Origin of the sequence: Pandoraea communis, from assembly GCF_902459745.1 — a bacterium.
Lineage (GTDB): Bacteria > Pseudomonadota > Gammaproteobacteria > Burkholderiales > Burkholderiaceae > Pandoraea > Pandoraea communis.
Genome location: NZ_CABPSJ010000009.1, coordinates 217,081 through 240,155 on the forward strand (window position 1 = coordinate 217,081; position 23,075 = coordinate 240,155).

A 23,075-nucleotide genomic window follows, 5' to 3' on the forward strand; every position below is an offset into this window, starting at 1 on the left:
TTACTATGCAACGCAACGTCAAGAAGTGGATGTGGCTGCTGCTCGCAGCACCGGCAATGGCAATGGCCCAGCAGAGCGCCCCGCTCGACGCCGACAAGAAGGCAGCGATCAAGGATCTGCTCGACGCTATCGACTCGAACAAGCTCGTTGCCGCCATCGGCGAAGGCGCGCAGGCGCAGGCCAAGCAAATGGCCATCGGTGCACTGCAGGAGCAACTGGTCGAGAACAAGACGTTGAGCGATGCGCAGAAGCAGGCGATCGTGCCGGTTCTGCAGCAGAACTCCGTGCAAAAGCTGGTGGACAACGCCGGTAAGGTTTTCGCTTCCGACGCATTCAAGAACGACGCGGTTCAGGCACAGTACAGCGCCTACGGCAAGTACTACACCACCGACGAAATCAAGGGCCTGACGGCGTTCTACAAGAGCCCGGTCGGTCAGAAGTACATCAAGGTCCAGGATCAGGTCGGTCAAGAAGTTGTTGGTGGCCTGATGCAGAAGTACATGCCGCAATCGATCGACGCGTCGAAGAAGCAAGCTGACGCCGAGATTGCCGCCGCTGCCAAGTCGGTGAAGGCGCCGGCCAAGAAGTAAATTTCGGCCGGTCCCGACGGGATTGACCGATAATGGCCGTTTGCGAGTGATCGCAAACGGCCATTTTGCATTGAGGGGCGAAATCGGCAGGTTCTGCTCAGCATTTTCCGGAATGCAGTCGTCCTGCGCCCGAATTGCGGCGGGCAGCCGCACGCGGCGGTCATCTGGCGGTATAGTTGACCTCTGCTGCTGCCGCACCGCCGAATGATCGTCAGACGTGAAACGCAAGCCGCACGGGCCAGTCTCCGCCGGCTTGCGTTTCACTTTTACTGCTGCAAAACGATAATGACGCGCGCTTTCAATTTTTCCGCCGGTCCGGCGGCGCTGCCTGCCGAAGTACTCGCCCAGGCAGCCGAGGAAATGCTTGACTGGCATGGGGCCGGCATGGGCGTGATGGAGATGAGCCATCGCGGCCGCGAGTTCATGAGCATTCTGGCGCAGGCGCAGGCCGACCTGCGTGAGCTGCTGGCCGTGCCCGACAACTACCGGACCTTGTTCATGCAAGGAGGGGGGCTGGCGGAGAACGCTATCGTTCCGATGAACTTGCTGGGCGGGGAGCGTGCGGGCGAGCGCCGTACGGCGGATTATGTCGTCACGGGCTCGTGGTCTGAGAAGTCGCGGAAGGAAGCGCGCAAGTATTGCGACGTCAACATCGCCGCGACCACCGAGGCTGACAAGTTTACCCGGCTGCCGAAGATGGACGAATGGCAGTTGTCGAAGGACCCGGCGTACGTGCACATCTGCACGAACGAGACCATTCACGGCGTCGAGTATTTCTGGACCCCCGATCTGGCCGCTGCCGGCTTGCCGAATGTGCCGCTCGTGGCGGATGTCTCGTCGCACATTCTTTCGCGCCCGATGGACGTGTCGAAGTTTGGCGTGATGTATGGCGGTGCGCAAAAGAATATCGGGCCGTCGGGTCTCACGCTCGTCATCGTGCGTGATGATCTGCTCGGCCGTTCGCTGCCGATCACACCCAGCGCATTCGACTGGAAGATCGTTGCCGAAAACGACTCGATGTTCAACACGCCGCCGACGTACGCCATCTACATTGCCGGACTCGTGTTCCAGTGGCTCAAACGTCAGGGGGGGCTGGTTGCCATGGAAGCCCGGAACAAGGCGAAAGCCGAGCTGCTGTACGGCTATCTGGACGGCAGCGACTTTTACCGCACACCGGTGGCGAAGGATTGCCGTTCGCGGATGAACGTGCCGTTTTTCCTGCACGACGATGCATTGAACGAAACCTTCCTGACCGGCGCCCGCGAGCGCGGTCTGCTGCAACTCAAGGGCCACAAGTCCGTGGGGGGCATGCGTGCCTCGATCTACAATGCGATGCCGCTTGCCGGTGTCGAGGCGCTGGTGGACTATCTGCGCGAATTCGAGCGCAGCCACGGCTGACGAGGGCGAACAGCCGGTGCGGCAGGAACCTTCCGACGTCCTTCGGGACATCGCACCGCGAGCTGCCTGACCATGTCCCATCGTAAGAAGACAATACGCTCCATGGATGATGATCTGAACGCATCGTTGCGCCCTCTGCGCGAGAAGATCGATGCTATCGACGTGCAGCTTTTGAAGCTGCTCAATCAACGTGCGGCCGTCGCCCTGGAAGTGGGCGAGGTCAAGAAACGTTTTGGTGCGCCGGTGTTCCGGCCCGAGCGCGAGTTGCAGGTGATTTCCCGTCTGCAACAGGCTAACGACGGTCCGCTGTATGGCGACAATCTGGCGTCGATCTGGCGCGAGATCATGTCGGCCAGCCGCGCGCTCGAGAAGGTCATGACTGTCGCCTATCTTGGCCCGGCAGGGACTTATAGCGAGCAGGCGGCTTTCACCTATTTTGGTCAGAGTGTGAAGGGTTTGCCGTGCCCATCGCTCGACGAGGTTTTCCGGGCCGTGGAGGCCGGTAGCGCAGACTTCGGTGTCGTGCCGGTCGAGAACTCGACCGAGGGTGTGGTGTCGCGCACCCTGGACCTGCTGCTGCAGAGTCCGCTGACGATCGGCGGTGAAATCGCCTTGCCGATTCATCATAATTTGATGACGCAATCGGGCACGCTCGATGGTGTGACGCGTATTTGCTCGCACGCCCAGTCGCTCGCACAGTGCCAGCACTGGCTGACAGCGCATTTTCCGCAACTGGAGCGTCAGGCGGTATCGAGCAATGCCGAGGCAGCGCGCATGGCGGCAGCCGATCCGGCGATTGCCGCCATCGCGGGCGAGTCGGCGGCTGCTCAGTATGGACTGCAAATTGCGTTCTCACATGTGCAGGACGATCCGCACAACCGCACGCGTTTCGTCGTGATCGGCACGCAGGACCCGGCGCCGAGCGGTCACGATCAGACCTCGCTGATTCTCTCGGTACCCAATCGGGCGGGAGCAGTGGTGGCGCTGCTCGAGCCGCTCGCGAACAACGGCGTGTCGATGACGCGATTTGAGTCGCGCCCGGCCAAGAGCGGTGCGTGGGAGTATTACTTCTACGTCGACTTCGAGGGTCATCGCGAAGATCCCAATGTTGCCAAAGCGCTCGATGTCCTGCGTCAGAACGCCGCCTATTGCAAAGTGCTCGGGTCATACCCGCGCTGCGCATAACGAGCGGCAGGCCATACATCATGAGTTTGAATAAACTCGTCATCTGCGGCGTCGGCCTGATCGGGGGTTCGCTCGCGCGTGCGCTCAAGGCGACGGGGACGGTGAAGGAAGTCGTCGGCGTGGGACGCAGCGAAGCGTCGCTCGCGCGGGCTTGCGAACTCGGTGTGATCGATCGCGCTGCCGTGTCGATGGCCGATGCCGTGACCGGAGCCGATGTGGTTGTGCTCGCGGCACCGGTGGCACAAACGCCGGCCTTGCTCGCGGCAATTCGTCCGCATCTTGGCGGCAATACGATCGTGACCGATGCTGGCAGCACCAAGACGGACGCCGTGGCGGCCGCCAGGGAAGCATTGGGTGACGAAGTTTGGCGCTTCGTGCCCGGCCATCCGATTGCCGGTGCGGAGTTGTCGGGTGTCGACGCAGCGAAAGTCGATTTGTATCGCGACCGGCGCGTCGTTCTTTGCCCGCAACCGGACAATCGCCGCGAGGATGTCGCGCAAGTGCGGGCGATGTGGGAGGCGACGGGCGCGCGTGTTTCGGAAATGTCCGAGACACAACATGATCGCGTTTTTGCGTCGGTGAGTCACTTGCCGCACGTGCTGTCGTACGCCCTCATTGCGCAGATTCTTGAGGCCCCCGACGCTGCGCTGAAATTCGGTTTCGCGGGCGGTGGCTTCCGTGACTTCACGCGTATTGCTGCATCGAATCCGGAAATGTGGCGCGATATCTGTGTGGCCAATCGCGAGGCATTGCTTGCCGAACTCGATGGCTATCTGGCTACGCTCGGCACACTGCGTGAATTGATCGACACCGGTGATGGTGCCGGTCTCGAGGCCGTGTTCGCTCGCGCCAGTCGGGCGCGAACGGATTGGGCCAAGCAACAGGAAAAGTAATGGAAACGCTTGATCTCGGCCCTTACGGCCACGCCGAAGGTACGCTGCGCCTGCCCGGCTCGAAAAGTATCTCGAACCGGGTGCTGCTGCTCGCTGCGCTGTCTCACGGAACGACCCGCGTGCGCGACCTGCTGGCATCGGACGACACGCAGGTGATGCTCGACGCATTGGCGACGCTCGGCGTGAAATGCACGCAGGTCGGTAACTCGCGCGATTACCTCGTGGAAGGCTGCGGTGGCGTGTTTCCCGTGAAGACCGCCAAGCTGTTCATGGGGAATGCAGGCACGGCCATTCGTCCGTTGACGGCGGCGCTGTCGTTGAGCCATGGCGACTATGAAGTCTCGGGCGTGGCACGCATGCATGAGCGCCCGATCGGTGATCTCGTCGATGGCTTGCGCCAACTCGGTGCGCAGATCGATTACCTCGGCAACGCCGGCTATCCCCCGCTGCATATCAAACCGGCCGACGTGGCGGCACCCGTCACGCCGATTCGCGTGCGAGGCGATGTGTCGAGTCAGTTCTTGACGGCGCTATTGCTGACATTGCCGTTGCTGCCTTCGGCAACGGGTGAGATTCTTGTCGAGGTCGAGGGAGAGCTGATTTCCAAGCCGTATATCGACATTACGCTGCGGTTGCTCCGGCGCTTTGGCATCGATGTGCGACAGGATGGGTGGTCGCGCTTCATACTGCCAGCGGCGGATGCCGATGGCGCGAAGTATCGGAGCCCTGGCGAAATCCGGGTCGAGGGCGACGCCTCGTCGGCGTCCTATTTCCTCGCGGCCGGTGCGATTGGCGGCGGTCCGATGCGCGTGGAGGGCGTTGGCCGCGACAGCATTCAGGGCGACGTGCGTTTTGTGGACGCCCTTGCGGCGATGGGCGCACGCGTTACGCTGCACGACGATGCCATCGAGGTGCATGGTATCGACACGCCGAGCGGCAAGCTGCGTGCCGTCGATATGGATTTCAATCACATTCCCGATGCCGCGATGACGATCGCCGTTGCCGCACTCTTCGCTGACGGTACGACGACGTTGCGTAATGTGGCGAGCTGGCGTGTCAAGGAGACGGATCGTCTGAGCGCCATGGCGATCGAATTGCGCAAGGTGGGGGCGACGGTGGAAGAGGGGGTGGATTATCTGCGCGTCACGCCGCCGTCTTCGCTAACGCCGAATGCAGTGATCGACACCTACGACGATCATCGTATGGCAATGTGTTTCTCGCTCGTGAGTCTTGGTGGTGTTCCGGTGACGATCAACGATCCGAAGTGCGTTGCCAAGACGTTCCCGACGTATTTCGCAGAGTTCGCGCGCATCGCGTCGTAGTTTATGGGGGGCAGTCGGCGGCTGAACTGCCGCAGAAGTCTGTCAGCCCTGTCGATTCGCCATCGTCTCATCGTGTGAATTGAGGCTGTGCGGCATGGTGAGCGCTGGACGCGTGCCGTCAGCCGGTCAGTGTTTGCCAAAGCAAAATGCCGTTCAGCGCGACGATGGCGCTTGCCATGAGCCAGGCGACGGCCAGCAGTGCGCCGCGCACGCGCCATTCGCCCATCAGCTTTCCGTCGCCAGCGAATCGGACCAGCGGAACGACCGCAAACGGCAGTTGCAGGCTCAGCACAACCTGACTGAAGACCAGAAGGTTCGTTGTCTGGGCTTCGCCGTTGTGTCCGACGATCAGCAGCGCGGGAAGGAGCGCCAGCGCGCGCGTGATCAGCGCACGTTGCCACGACTTCATCCGCAAATCGAGGAAGCCTTCCATCGTGACTTGTCCCGCGAGCGTGGCGGTCACTGTCGAATTCAGGCCGCAGGCGAGGAGCGCGGCGGCAAACATCACTCCTGCCCATTGGTTACCGAGCAGCGGTGCGAGCAACTTGTGCGCGTCGCCAAGCGATTCAACCGACGTGTTTCCGCTCGCATGGAACACGCAGGCCGCCAGAATCAGGAGCGCCGCGTTGATCAGGAAGGCAAAGCCGAGCGACAGTGTGGTGTCCCAGTGCGTGGCGCGCAGTGCGCGTCGCAGTGTCGCTGGGGTGCGCTCGGGCATCGCCTCGCCGCGCACACGTAGCAGCGCCGAGTGCAGATACAGGTTGTGGGGCATGACCGTCGCGCCGAGAATGCCGGTCGCCAGCCAGAGCATGCCCGCCTGAGCGACGATCTCGCTGCGTGGGCGAAGGCCTGCGGCGGCGGCGCTCCAGTCTGGGTTGGCCAGCGCCAGTTGGGCTGCAAAGCAACCCGCCGTGAGCAGAATCAGCGCGGCTACGGCGCCTTCAAGCCGGCGTTGTCCGAAACCTTGCAATCCGAGCATGGCGAAAGCGAGCGCGCCCGCGAGCACCACACCCACCGGCAGAGAGAGGCCGAACAGCAATTGCAGCGCCACCGCGCTGCCGATGATCTCGGCAAGATCGCAGGCGATGATGGCAATCTCGCAAAGCCCCCATAACGCCAGCGAAGTGCGGCGGCTATACTGGCTACGTGAGAGTTGCGCGAGATCGCGCCCGGTTACCAGACCGACGCGTGCCGCCAACCATTGCAACAACAACGCCATCACGCTCGAGAGCAGCACAACGCTCAGCAGCGTGTATCCGTAACGGGCGCCCCCGGCGATTGCCGTGGCCCAGTTGCCCGGATCCATATACCCGACGGCGATGAGGGTGCCCGCGCCGGCGAACCCCATCCAACGCTGCGCACGGCGCGGCGCATTAGCTTGCGGGGCGGGTGGCGGCACCCATTCGGGACCGGCTAAGGGATAATCGCGGCTTTGCATGGCAGTCATATCTTTCGGTAGCGCCGGTAGCGCTTTAATCTAAATGATAATCATTATTATTTGGACGGGGGATTTTATTTTCTAATGTGTTGGATAGACAGAGACGAAGGGATGCCTGATTTGACGGTAGTAGACGACTCGATTCCGGTCATTACGGTAGATGGACCGACGGCATCCGGCAAAGGCACGGTGGCGCACCGTGTTGCCGATGCACTGGGCTTTCACTATCTAGACAGTGGGGCGCTCTATCGACTTACGGCGCTGGCGAGCGCCCGTCACGGGATCGATCCTGACGACGCCGGGGCGCTGTCGGTGCTCGCCGAAACACTCGACGTGCGGTTCAAGGAGCAGCGCATCTGGCTGGCCGGCGAAGATGTTACCGACGCGATCCGTGCCGAAGCCATCGGTAACCGGGCATCGAGTATCGCCGTGCACAAGGCGGTGCGGCAGGCGTTGATGGCGCTCCAGCGTGGGTTCAAGACCCCGCCAGGCCTCGTCGCGGACGGCCGTGATATGGGGACCGTGATCTTCCCGGAAGCCGAATTGAAGGTCTTTTTGACAGCTTCGCCACAGGCTCGTGCCGAGAGACGGTATAAGCAATTGATAGAAAAAGGTTTTTCTGCTAATATAGACAGTCTCATGCTGGATCTTGAGGCGCGTGATGCGCGGGATCGTACCCGTGCAGAGGCGCCGCTTAGGCCGGCAGAGGGTGCGCGGGTGCTCGACACGTCGGGGCTCAACGTCGATCAGGCGGTGGCTCAGGTGCTCGAATGGTTCGCGCAGGTGCAGTACCCGCAAGGCGCCTGACCGGATGTTTCATGCAGTCATCCGGCATGGTTTTGTCTAACCTTTAACCCAACCGTTGTTCGTCATCGTCAGCCCCCTCGGGAGACGGACGTCAGCGGCGTAATCCACATTTATGTCCGACCTGCAAACCTCGACCAACGAATCTTTCGCGGCGCTTTTCGAAGAGTCGCTCTCCCGCCAAGACATGCGTGCTGGTGAAGTCATCAGCGCTGAAGTCGTGCGGGTTGACCACAACTTCGTGGTCGTCAACGCCGGGCTCAAGTCCGAAGCGTACATCCCCATCGAAGAATTCCTGAATGATCAGGGCGAGGTCGAAGTTCAGGCCGGCGACTTTGTTTCCGTGGCGATCGACGCCCTGGAAAACGGCTACGGCGACACCGTGCTGTCGCGCGACAAGGCCAAGCGTCTGGCCTCGTGGCTGCAACTGGAGAAGGCCCTCGAGTCGGGCGACCTCGTGACCGGTACGATCACCGGCAAGGTCAAGGGCGGCCTGACCGTGATGGTCAACGGCATCCGTGCATTCCTGCCGGGTTCGCTGGTTGATACGCGTCCGGTCAAGGACACGACCCCGTACGAAGGCAAGACCCTCGAATTCAAGGTTATCAAGCTCGACCGCAAGCGCAACAACGTTGTGCTGTCGCGCCGTGCCGTGATCGAAGCCACCCAGGGTGAAGAGCGCGCCAAGCTGCTCGAGACGCTCAAGGAAGGCGCGATCGTCAAGGGCGTGGTCAAGAACATCACCGATTACGGTGCGTTCGTCGACCTGGGCGGTATCGACGGCCTGCTGCACATCACCGACATCGCATGGCGTCGTGTGCGTCACCCGAGCGAAGTTCTGTCGGTTGGCCAGGAAGTCACCGCCAAGATCCTCAAGTTCGATCAAGAGAAGGGCCGTGTCTCGCTGGGCGTCAAGCAACTCGGCGAAGATCCGTGGGAAGGCATCGCTCGCCGTTACCCGCAAGGCACCCGCCTGTTCGGCAAGGTCACCAACATCACCGACTACGGCGCATTCGTCGAAGTGGAATCGGGCATCGAAGGCCTGGTTCACGTGTCGGAAATGGACTGGACCAACAAGAACGTGGCCCCGACCAAGGTTGTCCAACTGGGCGACGAAGTCGAAGTCATGGTGCTCGAGATCGACGAAGACCGTCGTCGTATCAGCCTCGGCATGAAGCAGTGCAAGCCGAACCCGTGGGATGATTTCTCGCGCAACTTCAAGAAGGGCGACAAGATCAAGGGCGCAATCAAGTCGATCACCGACTTCGGCGTGTTCATTGGTCTGCCGGGCGGCATCGACGGCTTGGTCCACCTGTCGGACCTGTCGTGGAGCGAAGCTGGCGAAGAAGCCGTGCGCAAGTACAAGAAGGGCGACGAAGTCGAAGCCGTGGTTCTGGGCATCGATGTCGAGAAGGAACGCATCTCGCTGGGTATCAAGCAGCTCGAAGGCGATCCGTTCAACACCTTCGTGGCAATCCACGACAAGGGCTCGATCGTTGACGGCACCATCAAGGCTGTCGATCCGAAGGGTGCTGTCGTGTCGCTGGGTGATGACGTCGAAGGCTACCTGCGCGCATCGGAAATCTCACACGACCGTGTGGAAGATGCCCGCAATGTGCTCAAGGAAGGTGAAGCCGTCAATGCAATGATCGTCAACATCGATCGCAAGTCGCGCAACATCAACCTGTCGATCAAGGCCAAGGATTCGGCTGAACAGCAAGAAGCGATGAGCAAGCTGTCGTCGGATAGCTCGGCAGCGAGCGGCACCACGAACCTGGGTGCCCTGCTCAAAGCCAAGCTGGACAGCCAGAATCAGTAAGGTCCAAGGCCTATGACCAAGTCTGAATTGGTCAACCAGTTGGCGGCGCGGTTTCCCCAGTTGGTGCTCAAGGATGCCGATTTCGCGGTGAAGACGATTCTCGACGCGATGGCTGATGCGCTTGCGCGCGGTCATCGAATCGAGATCCGCGGTTTCGGTAGTTTTGGGCTCAACCGTCGGCCACCGCGCGTCGGCCGCAACCCGAAGTCGGGCGAGAAAGTGTTGGTGCCGGAGAAATTCGTGCCGCACTTCAAGCCGGGCAAGGAATTGCGAGAGCGGGTTGATCACAAGGCGTCGGACCAATAAGGCCCTTTGGGATCTACTACGCAAAAAAAGCGCCTTCGGGCGCTTTTTTTGCGTCTGGCGGACGCGAGTGCGCACAAGTGACGCAAATGTGAAGCGCGCGGCAGTACCGACGCCTCATGGAGCACATCCGGTACAATACGCCCACGTGACGGCCCGGTGCATGGACGGTGTCAATACCGTGCGCGCGAGGCCGCTCAAGTCGCAAAACATACGGCAAGCCTGCCGCAGGAGCCTTTCGGCATGAAGCTGATTGTTTGGATCGTTCGTCTTATCGTGTTCGTGGTGTTGTTGTGTCTCGCGCTCGCCAACACGGGCGCGGTCACGTTGAACCTGTTCCTGGGCCATACGTGGACAGCACCGCTCATCATGATCGGTCTGGCGTTTTTCGTGGTCGGTGGCGTGATCGGTGTACTCGCCACGTTACCGAGCCTGATGCGCCAACGCCTTGAACTGCGCCGCACGCGCCGCGATCTTGCGCGTGCGCAACGTGATACCGAAGCAAGCGATCAACCACCGATGCTGCCGCCGGTCTAAGGCGACGGCGGCGCGGCGTACGATTCTCGCCATCCTCATCGACTGTTTCAACGACAACACGCATTCATGGAATTCGAGGTCTGGTGGCTATTAGCCATCCCCGTGATTTTCGGCTGCGGCTGGGTGGCCGCACGCCTGGATTTGCGCAGCCTGCTCTCTGAGAGCCGCAATCTGCCGGCATCCTATTTTCGCGGTCTGAACTTCCTGCTCAACGAGCAGCCCGACAAGGCGATCGACGCCTTCATTGAAGTCGCGAAGCTCGACCCCGAAACCACCGAACTGCACTTTGCGCTTGGCAGCCTGTTCCGCCGTCGCGGCGAGACGGAGCGCGCTATTCGCGTGCATCAGAACCTGCTTTCTCGTGACGATTTGCCGCAAGCCGATCAGGAGCATGCGCTCTACGAGTTGGGCCACGACTTTCTCAAGGCGGGTCTGCTTGACCGTGCCGAAGAGGCGTTCGGCCGTTTGCATACGGGCGCGTACGCCAAAGCCGCGCAACATGCGAAGCTCACGATTTATCAGATCGAGAAAGAGTGGCGTAAGGCGCTGACCGAGGCCGAGATGCTCGGTGATCTCGATCCCGCCGTGTCGTACCGCAAGGAGATTGCTCAGTTCCACTGCGAACTGGCGCAGGAAGCGCTGCAACGCAAGGACATCGCTTCGGTGACGCAAGAGCTGGATGCCGCGCTCGACGTCAATCCCGCGAACGTGCGCGCGCCTTTGCTGCGCGGTGATATGCTGCTTGCCGCCGGCGATGCGCAGGGAGCATTGACCGTGCTCAGCACGATCGAGCAACAGAATCCGGTGTATCTCGGCCTGGCGGCCAAGCGCTTGATGCGCGCGTATGACGCCTTGGGCCGTGCGCCGGAAGGACTCGTGGTGCTGCGCGATGCCTTGGACAAGAATCCGTCGGACGATCTGCTCGAGATCGTCTACGAGAAGACAGTGGCCCTCGAGGGACCGGACGCGGCGCTCAAGCTCATGCGAGAGCAGATGCGTCGCGCACCGAGCGCACTCGGCATGACGCGTCTGCTCGAAGCGCACGCCGCGACGGCGCCCCCGGATACGCAGTCCGATCTGCAACTCATGGGCAAGCTCGTCACGCAACGCACCAAGTCGTTGCCGCGCTACGTCTGCGATCAGTGCGGCTTCCGCGCGCGGCTGTTCTATTGGCAATGCCCCGGCTGTAATGGCTGGGAGACCTATACGCCGCGTCGTGCCGACGTGCCCGCGGCCTCCTAATTTCTTTAAGTTCGCGCAAACATGAAAGTCACCATCATCGGCTCCGGATACGTCGGCCTCGTTACGGGCGCTTGTCTGGCGGACGTCGGCAACGACGTGTTCTGTCTCGATGTCGATCCGCGCAAGATCGACATTCTGAACAACGGCGGTGTGCCGATCCACGAACCCGGCCTGAAGGAAATCATCGCGCGAAACCGCGAAGCCGGCCGGCTGCACTTCTCGACGGATGTCGAAGCCTCGGTCGCGCATGGCGACGTGCAGTTCATCGCCGTGGGCACTCCCCCGGATGAAGACGGCTCCGCCGACTTGCAATACGTTGTGGCCGCTGCGCGCAATATTGGCCGGTACGCCAAGAGCTTCAAGGTGATCGTCGACAAATCGACGGTGCCGGTGGGCACGGCCGACAAGGTGCGCGCTGCCGTGGCCGAAGAACTTGCCAAACGCGGTGAGGATGTGTCGTTCTCCGTCGTCTCGAATCCCGAATTCCTGAAGGAAGGCGCGGCCGTGGACGATTTCATGCGTCCGGACCGTATCGTGATCGGGGTGGACGACGACGCCGACGGCCAACAGGCGCGCGCGATGATGAAGCGCCTGTACTCGCCGTTCAACCGCAATCACGAACGTACGCTGTATATGGACGTGCGCTCGGCGGAGTTCACCAAGTACGCGGCGAACGCCATGCTGGCCACCCGTATCTCGTTCATGAACGAGTTGGCGAATCTGGCCGATCGCGTCGGCGTGGATATTGAAGACGTGCGTCAGGGCATCGGTTCGGACCCGCGTATCGGCTATCACTTCCTCTATGCCGGTTGTGGCTACGGCGGCTCGTGCTTCCCGAAGGACGTGCAGGCGCTCGTGCGCACTGCTGAAGACTACGGTGTGCCGCTGCGGATTCTGAACGCGGTGGAAGCCGTCAATGAAACGCAGAAGGCTGTGCTGATCGAGAAGATCATCAATCGCCTTGGCGACGATCTCTCGGACAAGACATTCGCGCTGTGGGGGCTGGCGTTCAAGCCGAACACCGACGACATGCGCGAGGCGCCCAGCCGTCGTGTCATCGAGGAGCTGGTGCGCCGTGGCGCGCGTGTGCGCGCCTACGATCCGGTGGCACTCGAAGAAGCGCGTCGCGTGATTGCGCTGGACTTCGCCGACGACCTCGCGGCGCATGCCCGAATCGAATTCTGTGCGACGCAGAACGACACGTTGACGGGTGCCGATGCGCTCGTCATCGTCACCGAATGGAAGGCCTTCCGTAGCCCCGATTTCGCGAAGGTGAAAACGGCGTTGTCGTTGCCGCTGATTTTCGACGGCCGTAACTTGTACGATCCGGAAGCCATGCAGGAACTCGGCATCGAGTACCACGCTATTGGCCGCGATCTGCGTAAGCCGGTCTGAGCATCCAGGAGCGACGAATGACTTCGACGGCAACTTCGCTCACGCGCACCGTACAAGCGCCTGGCATGCCCACCGTGCCTCGCGAGGCCTTCAGCCGCGCGCGCGTGCTCATCGTTGGCGACGTGATGCTCGATCGCTACTGGTTTGGCGACGTCAATCGCATTTCTCCGGAAGCACCGGTGCCGGTCGTGCATGTCAAGCGCAACGAAGAGCGCTTGGGGGGGGCGGCGAACGTGGCGCTCAATGCCGCGTCGCTGGGCGCGCAGGCAGGGCTGTTGTGCGTGCTTGGGGAAGATGAGCCGGCGGAGCGCGTGGTCGAGATGCTCGACGCGAGCGGTGTGACCGCCTTCGTGACACGCGATGCGGATCTGGCGACGACGATCAAGTTGCGCATCGTGTCGCGTCAGCAGCAACTGCTGCGCATCGACTTCGAAAACCAGCCGGCGCGTGAAGTGTTGCTGGCGGTGCTCGACCAGTATCGTCACCTGCTCGCCAACTATGACGTCGTGCTGCTCTCGGATTACGCGAAGGGCGGTCTGACGCACGTGCAACCGATGATCGAAGCCGCGCGGGCGGCCGGCAAAGCGGTACTTGTCGACCCGAAGGGCAGTGACTACGAGCGCTATCGCGGTGCCACGATCCTGACCCCGAACCGGTCGGAATTGCAGCAGGTCGTGGGCGAGTGGCGTTCGGAAGACGATCTCACGGCGCGTGCGCAGAACCTGCGCGAGTCGCTGAACCTCGAGGCGCTGCTGCTCACGCGCTCGGAAGAAGGCATGACACTCTTCACCGAAGGCGGTGCGCTGCACGTACCGGCGCAAGCGCGTGAGGTGTACGACGTTTCGGGCGCGGGCGACACCGTGATCGCAACGCTCGCGGCATCGCTCGCCGCCGGCGTGTCACTGCCGCAGGCCGTGGTGCTCGCCAACCGCGCGGGCAGTATCGTCGTGGGCAAGCTGGGCACGGCGACGGTGGACTACAACGAACTCTTTTCCGAACTGACATGACCATCATCGTGACCGGCGCTGCCGGCTTCATCGGCGCGAACATCGTCAAGGCCCTCAACGAACGCGGCGAGACCGACATCGTGGCGGTCGACAATCTCACGCGCGCCGACAAATTCCGCAATCTGGTCGATTGCGAGATCAGCGATTACCTCGATAAGACCGATTTCGTTGCGCGCTTCCAGCGCCGGGAGTTCGGCCGGGTTCGTGCGATTTTCCACGAAGGCGCCTGCTCCGACACGATGGAGACGGATGGCCGCTACATGATGGAGAACAACTTCCGCTACACGCGTGCGCTGTTCGACGCCTGTCAGGCGCAGACGGTGCCGTTCCTCTATGCGTCGTCGGCGGCAACATACGGCGCGTCGGAAACGTTCGTGGAGTCGCGTGAGTATGAGAAGCCGCTGAACGTCTACGGCTACTCGAAGTTCCTGTTCGACCAGATCGTGCGTCGTGCCATGCGCGACGCGGGCGGCAAGTTGCCGAGTCAGGTGGCCGGTTTCCGTTACTTCAACGTGTATGGCGCGCGTGAGGCGCACAAGGGACGCATGGCGTCGGTCGCGTTCCACAACTTCAATGAATTCCGCGCCAACGGCCGTGTGAAGCTCTTTGGCGAATACAACGGTTACGCAGCCGGTACGCAAAGCCGCGACTTCGTGTCGGTCGAAGATGTGGTCAAGGTGAATCTGCACTTCTTCGATCACCCGGAGCGCAGCGGTATCTTCAACCTTGGTACGGGCCGTGCGCAACCGTTCAACGACATTGCCGTTGCGGTGATCAATACGCTTCGCCAGGAAGCGGGCGAGGCGCCGCTGACGCTCGACGAACTGGTCAGGCAGGGGCTGGTCGAGTACATCCCGTTCCCGGACGCCCTGCGCGGTAAGTACCAGTGCTTCACGCAGGCGAATATCGACCATCTGCGTCAGGCGGGCGGCTATCAGCAGCCGTTCTACACAGTGGGCGAAGGGGTGTCGCGCTACGTGCGCTGGCTGCTCGCGCAGTAAGCGCAGAGACGCTTTGCCGGACAGAATGGGGAGCCAGATGGCTCCCCGTTTCGTTTTATATTGCTGCCGATGTCATCCGCAGACGCGCTTGGGCGTTAATGAGGTATCGGGGGTATCCACAATATCGGCCCGAGACACCTCATAAGGAACGCACCATGCTTCGCAAACTCTTGCTGGCGGTTGTTGCCTTTTTCACCCTGTGCGGCCTGGCGATGGCCGCTGTCGACATCAATACCGCTGACCAGACGCAGCTTGAAGCGCTCAAGGGCATCGGACCGGTCAAATCCAAGGCCATCATCGAAGAACGCAACGCCCACGGTCCTTACAAGGACGCGGCTGACGTCGCCAAGCGCGTCAAGGGGTTGGGCGCCAAGTCCGTCTCCACGCTCCAATCCGAAGGCTTGACGATCAACGGGCAGGGCGGTGCTGCAGCCCCGGCGGCACCTGCGGCGTCGGCAAAATCTGCACCCGCCACCGCTCCGGCGGCCCCGGCCAAGCCGGTGCCACAAGCCACGCAGACGCCGGCAGCCCCTGCGGCCCCTGCCAAGCCCGCTACGGCAGCGCCGACGGCGCCTGTGCCGCCCACTGCCACGCAAAAGGCCCCGGTGCCTACGCCGGCCGCAGGCCCGGCCATGAAGCCGGCCTCGACCGGTGCGACGGCGACGCAGGCCAAGCCGGGCACGACGGTTCCGGCGGCGGCATCGGCTGCGGGTGCACCCGACACGAAGGCCGCGAAGTCGAAGAAGTCCAAGGAGGCTAAGGAGGCTAAGGCTGCCAAGGCGGATACGGCACCGTCGGCCGCGTCGGCCCCGGCAGCAGCGGGTGCCGGCTCGGCTCCTGCCAAATCGTCCAAATCGAAGAAGGCCAAGGCCCCGTCGCCGGCCAGTGCACCGAAGCTCTGAGGCGCTCCGGGCGGCCGGATGTCGCGCAATGCGATGTCCGGCCGAAGCCTTACCATGAGCGTGAGCAGGGCGGGTGGATTAGAATGATCCGATTCCCGATCGAAAAAAGCTCAGTGTAATGGCCTACAAGACTATCGAAGACACCATCGGCAATACGCCGCTGGTGCAATTGGTGCGTTTGCCCGACGACGACATCCGCCGCCGAAACAACGTGATTCTCGGCAAGCTCGAGGGCAACAACCCGGCGGGGTCGGTGAAAGACCGTCCGGCGCTGTCGATGATCAAGCACGCGGAATTGCGTGGCCGCATCAAACCGGGCGACACACTCATCGAAGCGACCTCCGGCAATACCGGCATCGCGCTGGCGATGGCGGCGGCGATTCGCGGCTACAAGATGGTCCTCATCATGCCGGAAGACCTTTCTGTCGAGCGTCGTCAGAGCATGGGCGCGTATGGCGCCGAAATCATCCTGACGCCGGTCAAGGGCGGCATGGAGTACGCGCGCGATCTCGCCGAACAGATGCAGCGAGACGGCCGCGGCACCATCCTGGACCAGTTCGCCAACCCGGACAACCCGCGCGCGCACTACGAGACGACCGGCCCGGAAATCTGGCGCGATACCGAAGGGCGCATCACGCACTTTGTCTCCGCGATGGGGACGACAGGCACGATCATGGGGGTATCGCAGTATCTGAAAGAGCAGAACGACGCCGTGCAGATCATCGGTGCCGAGCCGGCAGAAGGCTCGCGCATTCCCGGAATTCGCAAATGGCCGGAAGCGTATCTTCCCAAGATTTTCGACCGCTCACGTGTGGACCGCACGATCTCGGTGACGCAGGCGGATTCCGAAATCATGGCGCGCCGGATGGCTGCGGAAGAGGGCATTTTCTGCGGTATTTCGGCAGCCGGCGCATGCCACATCGCGCTGAATCTGGCGCGCGAAGTCGAGAACGCGACCATCGTGTTCGTCGTGTGCGATCGCGGCGATCGCTATCTGTCGACGGGCGTGTTCCCGGCGTGATGTGCGGCGGTGCCCTGCACCGCCTCCCCAGCGCGGGAGACACAACGAAAACGGGACCCAAGGGTCCCGTTTTTCATGGTGAACGACCACGCAGCCCCGGTATTACGGGGCGCGCGCCGCCTTGATTGCGTCGGCCAGGTCGTACACCGACATCGCGTAGAAGAAGCTGCGGTTGTAGCGCGTGAGCACGTAGAAGTTGTTCAGTCCCATACGGTACTGCGTGGCCTGTCCCGGCGTGGGCAGATCGACGATAAGCACCGGCGTGTCGCGCGAGGCCCCTACGTCGAGCCGTGGCTCGTTCATCAGCATGCCGGCCTTGATGAAGTCGCCGAGCTTCCAGTGCGGCTCGGGCTGCCCGTCGGCGCCGGCTTCCGCCAGCCCCTGACTGCCGCGATCGGCGGCGATGTTCCAGACGACCGGCTGTCCTGGCTGCCAACCGTGCTGTTTGAGGAAATTGGCGACGCTGCCGATGGCATCCGCCACATCCGTCGTCAGATTGATCTTGCCGTCGCCGGTGTAATCGACGGCGTAGTTGCGGATCGAGGACGGCATGAACTGCGGAATGCCGATGGCACCCGCGTACGACCCGTAGACGCTGAACGGATCGACGCCGCGCTCGCGTGCATAGAGCAGCAGGTTTTCCAGCTCATTGCGAAACAGCGCCATGCGCTCCGAACGGTTGCGTGCGGGCGGATAGTCGAACGCGAGCGTGGTGAGCGCGTCGATGGTGCGGAAGTTGCCCATGTTGCGCCCGTAGATCGTCTCTACGCCGATGATGGCGACGATGATCTCCTCGGGCACACCGTACTGCTTCGCCGCGCGCGCGAGCGTAGCGGCGTTCTGGTTCCAGAAGCGCACACCGCCATTGATGCGCGTGTTGTCGAGAAAATTCCTCTCGTACTTGATCCAGTTCTTCTGGCCGGGGGTGGCGGGCGGTGCGGCCAGACGTGCGGCCGTCTGCGAGAACACTACGCGCGAGAAGACTCGCTGCAACTCGGCGCGATCGAAACCGTCGCGTGCCACGATGTCGTTGATGAACGCATCGACCTCGGGGTTTGCCGCATAGCGTTGCGGCACGACCTCTTCTTCGAACTCCGCTTGCGCGACTTGCTTCGCTCGCGTTTGCGCGTGCGTGCCGGTCGCCGTCAGCGCGAAGGCACCGACGCATAGCGCAACGCCGAGCGCGCGAACCGGGCGAGACAGGCGCCAAAGGCGCGTCGTGTCGGAGGGCTTGCGGAGGGTGGCCGGGAGATAACGGCTAGTGCGGCCAGTGTCCGGTCGATGAGTGAGGCGCGAGAGCGCCAGCGGGAGCAAGTCGTACATCCGTACCGGTGATGTCATGCTGTCTGTCAGGCCTGTATGAAGTCCGAATGCGAGGCGGCCGTAGGGGCCGTCGTCGCGTTAGTCGCGTTGATGCGCTTGTCGGCGAGTATCGAAGCGATTCGACACGCGGTTCAGACTAGAGCGTCAACCATTCATGCCAGTTCCTGCCGTCCCGAATTTCAGGAGAACGGCGCTTACCGGCTGACACGGGTCTGCTGGGAGACTGCTCGGCAGTATAACCGAGTGCACCTGTGATACCTTAAGGCCTGTGCACTGTCCGTGACAGTGTTCAGGGGGATGCCGGCCATCGGCACGTGTGTGCCAGTGCAGTGCGGCACCGTGAGCCAGGCGCCACGCCCGGCCGCTACCGGACGTGGAGACCACGGCGCGGCGGGCATTCTCCGCCCGTCCCAATATAACGATTCGAAGCGATAGGCGACACACGAATGGCTACCGGGTTTTATACGCACCCCGATTGCATCCGTCACGAGATGGGAGAGTGGCATCCGGAATGTCCCGAGCGGCTGCGCGCCATCGAGGACCAACTGATCGCCGGACGTATCGACGGTTTGCTGGAGCGCCGCGAAGCGCCTGCCGCTGACGAGGCGAGTCTGCGGCTCGTGCACACGCAGGCTCACATCGACTTCATTCGAGACAACATTCCCGAATCGGGCTATTTCCCGATCGACCCCGACACGTTGCTCAATCCGTATTCGTGGCGTGCGGCCACCCGCGCGGCGGGGGCGGCGATTGCTGCGACCGATGCCGTCATTCGTGGCGAACTCGAGAATGCCTTTTGCAGCGTGCGTCCGCCGGGCCACCACGCGACACCCACGCGTGCGATGGGCTTCTGTCTGTTCAACAACGTTGCGATTGCCGCCGCCCATGCGCTGGAAGTGCACGGGCTCTCGCGCGTGGCAATCGTCGACTTCGACGTGCACCACGGCAACGGCACCGAAGCCGCATTCGCCAACGACGACCGCGTGCTGATGTGCGGCATTTTCCAGCACCCGTTCTATCCGTTTTCCGGGGCGGTCGATCCGGCCCCGAACATGCTCAACATCCCGCTCTCCGCCCGTACGTCCGGTATGCAGGCGCGCGAGGCCATCGACTACGGATGGCTGGGCCAGCTCGAAGCGTTCCGTCCGGAAATGATCTTCTTCTCGGCAGGCTTCGATGCGCACCGCGAAGACGATCTCGGCAATCTCGGACTGACCGAAGCGGACTTCATGTGGATCACCGAGCGCGTCAAAGCGGTGGCGGATCGTCATTCGAAGGGGCGTATCGTGAGCTGCCTCGAAGGCGGCTACAACCTCTCAGCGCTTGGCCGCAGTGTCGTGGCGCACCTGAGGGTGCTCGCCGACGTTTGACGTTGCGCGCTTGACCCATATGCGATGCCGCGCGTTCAGACGCGGCGCAGGAGGCGAAGATGACGGCATCCGAATCCGCGGCCGCAACGGCTGAACCCTGTGTCCTGGTCACGCGCGGCGAGGGCGAACTTGCCGGTGTGGTCACACTCACGCTGAATCGTCCACGTCATTTCAATGCGCTCAGCGAAGCGGTGCTCGACACGCTGCAACGCGCGCTCGACGACACGGCTCGCGACGCTACCGCGCGTGTGGTGGTGCTCGCGGCTGCCGGCCCGGCGTTTTGTGCGGGGCACGACCTCAAGGAGATGCGCGCCGAGCCGTCGCTCGACTACTACCGCACGTTGTTCAATCAATGCACGCGCGTGATGCTGACGATGCAGCGCATGCCGCAACCGGTGATTGCGCGGGTGCACGGCATCGCAACGGCCGCAGGGTGTCAACTGGTTGCCATGTGCGATCTGGCCGTCGCTGCGTCGACGGCGCGCTTCGCTGTCTCCGGCATCAACGTCGGCCTGTTCTGCGCGACGCCGGGTGTCGCGCTCTCGCGCAATCTCACACGCAAGCAGGCGATGGAGATGTTGCTCACGGGCGAATTCATCGACGCGCAGACGGCTCGCGAGCGTGGTCTCGTCAACCGTGTGGTCGCGATGGCGCAATTGGACGCGGAAGTGGCGGCGCTGTGCCGTTCGATTCTGGCCAAGCCCGCGGCAGCGGTGGCCGCTGGCAAGGGGTTGTTCTACCGGCAGGCCGAGACGGGCATCGAAGCGGCCTATCAGATGGCCGGGCAGACGATGGCCTGCAACATGATGGACGCGTGTGCGCTCGAAGGCGTGCAGGCGTTCATCGAGAAGCGCGCGCCCGACTGGGCGAAGCCGTCCGTCTGAAGACGGGTAACGTTCGCGCGCTGATGGCGGGCTTTCCCCGCGCTACCACTGCTTTTCAAGCACGAGCGGCCCTGGTGTGGCGGTACGGCTCACCGCATAGCCTTTGTCGGTAAACCAGGCGCGCAACTCCTTGACCATATCCGGGTTGCCGCACACCATGATGCGCGATGTGGCCGAGTCGAGCGTTGCGCCCATCGCTTTCTCCAGTTCTCCCGACGCGAGCAGCGACGTGATGCGTCCGTCAAGCGCTTCCAGCGTTTGCTCCCGCGTCACGCTCACTGCGAAGTGAAGCTTTTCGACAAGCGAGGGATCGATGTCGGGATGCGAGAAATGCCGTAATTCTTCGTAGTAAGCGAGGTCGCGTGCCCATCGCACGCTGTGCACGACGAAGATGCGTTTGAAGCGCTTCCAGACGGCCGGATCGCGCAGGATCGACACGAACGGTGCGAGGCCGGTGCCCGTGGCGAGCAGCCAGAGGTCTTCGCCGCCCGTGAATCGGTCGAGCGTCAGGAAACCGTAGGCGGTGTGATCCACGAACAACTCGTCGCCGACTTTGAGTTGCGACAGGCGTGGCGTCAATTTCCCTTCGGGAATCGTAATTGCGTAGAACTCCAATGTATCTTCGGCGGGAGAGCTGACTAGGGAAAAGGCCCGCCAGATGAGTTCTCCGTCGTCGCCAGGAAGCCCCACTCGCACGAACTGCCCTGCCGTGAATTGCAGACCGGCGGGGCGCGTGGTCTTGATGCTGAAGATCGTCGGCGTCCAGAAATGCATGCCGGTGACCGTTTGCGGCGAGTATTTCATCTGCGCTTGCATGCCGGAGGCTCCTCGCAATTCACACGAGTTCAGTGTAACGCGCAGCGGGGAATTGCGTGATGAGACCCTGTTCGCATGCAGGGTTCCTGCGTGCTCGTTTCCTCGACGGCGTGGGGCGCTTACCGTTCAGATGCTATCGTGGGCGCCCAATGCAGGTTGGGGCGATTGCGCCGACGGTGCCGCAGGCGTGCCGGGCAGGTGTTGCAGCAGCCACTGTGTCAGTTCGTCGATGACCTTCTGGCGACCGATGTCATTGAGCGTTTCATGAAAGTGCCCGGGATAGAGGCGAAGCGTCTTGTCTTGCGAACCGGCATTGCCATGGAATTGCTCGCTCGCCCACGGCGCGGTGAGTCTGTCGGCGGTGCCATGAAAGATGTAGAGCGGCAGGTGCAACGCATGGGCATTGGCGTGAATCCGTGCCATCGCGTCGAGCAGTTCTGCGGCGGTGCGAGCCGGCGTGCCGCGATAGGCGTTGAGCGGATCCTTTTTCGCCGCCGCTACGACCGCTTCGTCGCGCGCGATCAGCGCGGGATCGATCTTGAAGACGGGTACCTTCGGCAGCCAGCGAGATACCCAACGTCCGGCTGTCGCCATCCACGGTGCAACGGGTTCTCCAGGCGCGAGCGCCGGGCTGCTCAGTATCAGCGCGCGCACATTTGCCGGCGCCCGCGTGATGGCGAACAACGCCGCGATAGCGCCCCCCATGCTGTGACCGAGCAGGAAGAGCGGTGTTGGGCCGAATGTGGTGCGTATGTGCGTGAGGAAGATCTCCGTGTCGTCGAGGTACTCGTCGAAACGTTTGACGAAGACCCGCGGGCCACCGGAGCGTCCGTGCCCGCGCAGATCGTAAGCGACGGTGGCGATGCCATAGGCGGCGAAGTGTTCGGCGAGCCGCGCGTAACGCCCGCCGTGTTCTCCCATCCCGTGAACGATGGCGACGACCGCTCGCAGCGGCTCGCCGCCGGTGTCCGGCTGCCAGCGATGCACGTGCAGGGAAAGGCCGTCGCAGGCCTGCAGATGCGATTCCGAATAGGTGATCATGTCTCCTCCTGGCGCGCCGGCGGGTGGCCGTCATGCATGCAACGGCACTGCGATTATCGGGTGCGCCATTCGATCATAGTCGCCCGTGCGACGGGGTGATTTCTCTAGAGGAAATGCACCACAAGGGTACTGGCTGTGCGTCATGATTTGCATAAAAATAGCACGATCGTTCGAGGCTGGGCAAACATGCATAGGCATGTATCTGCCGGGTTCCGGCGCCGCTATCGCGGCGAGGATCCTGCATTCGTGGCAAGTCGACAGGACATCCTTAAGATTCGCCACAAAATGCCGCAAATATGCAACGAATGCGTCATTTGCCGTGTGGTTATAATGTCAGCGGATTGACGTTAACGTAACTTTGGAGCGAGTTCATGAAGATCCTGGTACCGGTCAAACGGGTAGTGGATTACAACGTAAAGGTTCGCGTGAAGAGCGACGGCAGTGGCGTCGACATCGCGAACGTGAAGATGTCGATGAATCCGTTCGACGAAATCGCGGTGGAAGAAGCGGTGCGTCTGAAGGAAGCGGGCGTGGCGACGGAGGTGATCGCGGTGTCGGCGGGCGTTGCGCAAGCGCAGGAGACACTGCGCACGGCGCTGGCCATCGGCGCGGATCGCGCGATTCTGATCGAATCGGATGAAGAACTGCAACCGCTGGCTGTGGCCAAGTTGCTCAAGGCGGTGGTGGACAAGGAGCAGCCGCAACTGGTGATCCTGGGCAAGCAGGCGATCGACGACGACTCGAATCAAACCGGTCAGATGCTCGCGGCGCTGGCGAAGCTGCC

General features: G+C 62.3%; 22 protein-coding genes. 18 read left to right on the forward strand and 4 right to left on the reverse strand.

Annotated elements, in window-relative coordinates:
* Positions 1-5 precede the first annotated feature (5 nt).
* From PCO31110_RS24980 to aroA, 5 genes are all read left to right on the forward strand, one after another.
* The gene (locus tag PCO31110_RS24980) at positions 6-590 is read left to right on the forward strand and encodes a DUF2059 domain-containing protein (RefSeq protein ID WP_010804349.1); all 585 of its coding nucleotides are present in this window, start codon (positions 6-8) and stop codon (positions 588-590) included.
* Between the two features lie 285 nt (positions 591-875).
* Positions 876-1,988 carry a 3-phosphoserine/phosphohydroxythreonine transaminase gene (serC, locus tag PCO31110_RS24985; RefSeq protein WP_010804348.1) on the forward strand — a complete coding sequence of 371 codons (1,113 nt, stop codon included), beginning with the start codon at positions 876-878 and terminating at the stop codon, positions 1,986-1,988.
* 102 nt (positions 1,989-2,090) lie between these two features.
* Positions 2,091-3,173 (forward strand): prephenate dehydratase, encoded by a 1,083-nt coding sequence (gene pheA / locus PCO31110_RS24990; RefSeq protein ID WP_150691702.1) that lies wholly within the window; start codon positions 2,091-2,093, stop codon positions 3,171-3,173.
* 20 nt (positions 3,174-3,193) lie between these two features.
* A complete protein-coding gene (locus PCO31110_RS24995) occupies positions 3,194-4,066 on the forward strand; it encodes a prephenate dehydrogenase (RefSeq protein WP_010804346.1) in 873 nt (290 codons plus the stop codon).
* Positions 4,066-5,388, forward strand: a complete 1,323-nt coding sequence (aroA, locus tag PCO31110_RS25000; protein WP_150691703.1) for a 3-phosphoshikimate 1-carboxyvinyltransferase — start codon at positions 4,066-4,068, stop codon at positions 5,386-5,388. The genes PCO31110_RS24995 and aroA overlap by 1 nt, the downstream gene beginning before the upstream one ends.
* Before the next feature lie 118 nt (positions 5,389-5,506).
* Here the strand turns inward: aroA and PCO31110_RS25005 are convergent, their stop codons facing one another.
* Positions 5,507-6,826 (reverse strand): Nramp family divalent metal transporter, encoded by a 1,320-nt coding sequence (locus PCO31110_RS25005; protein ID WP_150691719.1) that lies wholly within the window; start codon positions 6,824-6,826, stop codon positions 5,507-5,509.
* Positions 6,827-6,937: 111 nt separating this feature from the next.
* Here PCO31110_RS25005 and cmk point away from each other — a divergent pair, with 111 nt between their 5' ends.
* From cmk to cysM, 10 genes are all read left to right on the forward strand, one after another.
* Positions 6,938-7,633, forward strand: coding sequence for a (d)CMP kinase (cmk, locus tag PCO31110_RS25010; RefSeq protein ID WP_010804343.1), 696 nt, complete (start codon positions 6,938-6,940; stop codon positions 7,631-7,633).
* A 112-nt stretch (positions 7,634-7,745) separates the two neighbouring features.
* On the forward strand, positions 7,746-9,449 hold the full coding sequence (rpsA, locus tag PCO31110_RS25015; protein ID WP_010804342.1) for a 30S ribosomal protein S1: 1,704 nt from the start codon (positions 7,746-7,748) through the stop codon (positions 9,447-9,449).
* Between the two features lie 12 nt (positions 9,450-9,461).
* On the forward strand, positions 9,462-9,755 hold the full coding sequence (locus PCO31110_RS25020; RefSeq protein WP_010804341.1) for an integration host factor subunit beta: 294 nt from the start codon (positions 9,462-9,464) through the stop codon (positions 9,753-9,755).
* A gap of 240 nt (positions 9,756-9,995) precedes the next feature.
* Entirely contained in the window at positions 9,996-10,289 is a 294-nt protein-coding gene (locus PCO31110_RS25025; protein WP_010804340.1) for a LapA family protein, read from the forward strand.
* Between the two features lie 66 nt (positions 10,290-10,355).
* A complete protein-coding gene (gene lapB, locus PCO31110_RS25030; protein WP_150691704.1) occupies positions 10,356-11,531 on the forward strand; it encodes a lipopolysaccharide assembly protein LapB in 1,176 nt (391 codons plus the stop codon).
* A gap of 21 nt (positions 11,532-11,552) precedes the next feature.
* Positions 11,553-12,926, forward strand: a complete 1,374-nt coding sequence (locus PCO31110_RS25035; protein WP_010804338.1) for a UDP-glucose dehydrogenase family protein — start codon at positions 11,553-11,555, stop codon at positions 12,924-12,926.
* A gap of 17 nt (positions 12,927-12,943) precedes the next feature.
* A complete protein-coding gene (gene rfaE1, locus PCO31110_RS25040) occupies positions 12,944-13,933 on the forward strand; it encodes a D-glycero-beta-D-manno-heptose-7-phosphate kinase (protein ID WP_010804337.1) in 990 nt (329 codons plus the stop codon).
* Positions 13,930-14,934 carry an ADP-glyceromanno-heptose 6-epimerase gene (gene rfaD, locus PCO31110_RS25045; protein ID WP_150586928.1) on the forward strand — a complete coding sequence of 335 codons (1,005 nt, stop codon included), beginning with the start codon at positions 13,930-13,932 and terminating at the stop codon, positions 14,932-14,934. The genes rfaE1 and rfaD overlap by 4 nt, the downstream gene beginning before the upstream one ends.
* Before the next feature lie 155 nt (positions 14,935-15,089).
* Positions 15,090-15,836 (forward strand): ComEA family DNA-binding protein, encoded by a 747-nt coding sequence (locus tag PCO31110_RS25050; RefSeq protein ID WP_010804335.1) that lies wholly within the window; start codon positions 15,090-15,092, stop codon positions 15,834-15,836.
* A gap of 118 nt (positions 15,837-15,954) precedes the next feature.
* Entirely contained in the window at positions 15,955-16,857 is a 903-nt protein-coding gene (gene cysM / locus PCO31110_RS25055) for a cysteine synthase CysM (RefSeq protein ID WP_010804334.1), read from the forward strand.
* Between the two features lie 102 nt (positions 16,858-16,959).
* Here cysM and mltB read toward each other — a convergent pair whose 3' ends face one another.
* Positions 16,960-18,198, reverse strand: a complete 1,239-nt coding sequence (gene mltB / locus PCO31110_RS25060) for a lytic murein transglycosylase B (protein ID WP_246189976.1) — start codon at positions 18,196-18,198, stop codon at positions 16,960-16,962.
* A 428-nt stretch (positions 18,199-18,626) separates the two neighbouring features.
* Between mltB and PCO31110_RS25065 the strand changes: the two genes are divergently transcribed.
* Entirely contained in the window at positions 18,627-19,550 is a 924-nt protein-coding gene (locus tag PCO31110_RS25065; protein WP_010804332.1) for a histone deacetylase family protein, read from the forward strand.
* 59 nt (positions 19,551-19,609) lie between these two features.
* Positions 19,610-20,434, forward strand: a complete 825-nt coding sequence (locus tag PCO31110_RS25070; RefSeq protein WP_150691705.1) for an enoyl-CoA hydratase — start codon at positions 19,610-19,612, stop codon at positions 20,432-20,434.
* A 42-nt stretch (positions 20,435-20,476) separates the two neighbouring features.
* On the opposite strand, the gene PCO31110_RS25075 is transcribed toward PCO31110_RS25070, so the two are convergent.
* Both PCO31110_RS25075 and PCO31110_RS25080 read right to left on the reverse strand, forming a co-directional pair.
* On the reverse strand, positions 20,477-21,250 hold the full coding sequence (locus tag PCO31110_RS25075; RefSeq protein WP_150691706.1) for a ferredoxin--NADP reductase: 774 nt from the start codon (positions 21,248-21,250) through the stop codon (positions 20,477-20,479).
* Positions 21,251-21,376: 126 nt separating this feature from the next.
* Positions 21,377-22,267 (reverse strand): alpha/beta hydrolase, encoded by an 891-nt coding sequence (locus PCO31110_RS25080; protein WP_081636150.1) that lies wholly within the window; start codon positions 22,265-22,267, stop codon positions 21,377-21,379.
* Positions 22,268-22,662: 395 nt separating this feature from the next.
* Between PCO31110_RS25080 and PCO31110_RS25085 the strand changes: the two genes are divergently transcribed.
* On the forward strand, positions 22,663-23,075 hold a 413-nt coding region (locus tag PCO31110_RS25085), incomplete at its 3' end, for an electron transfer flavoprotein subunit beta/FixA family protein (protein ID WP_150691707.1).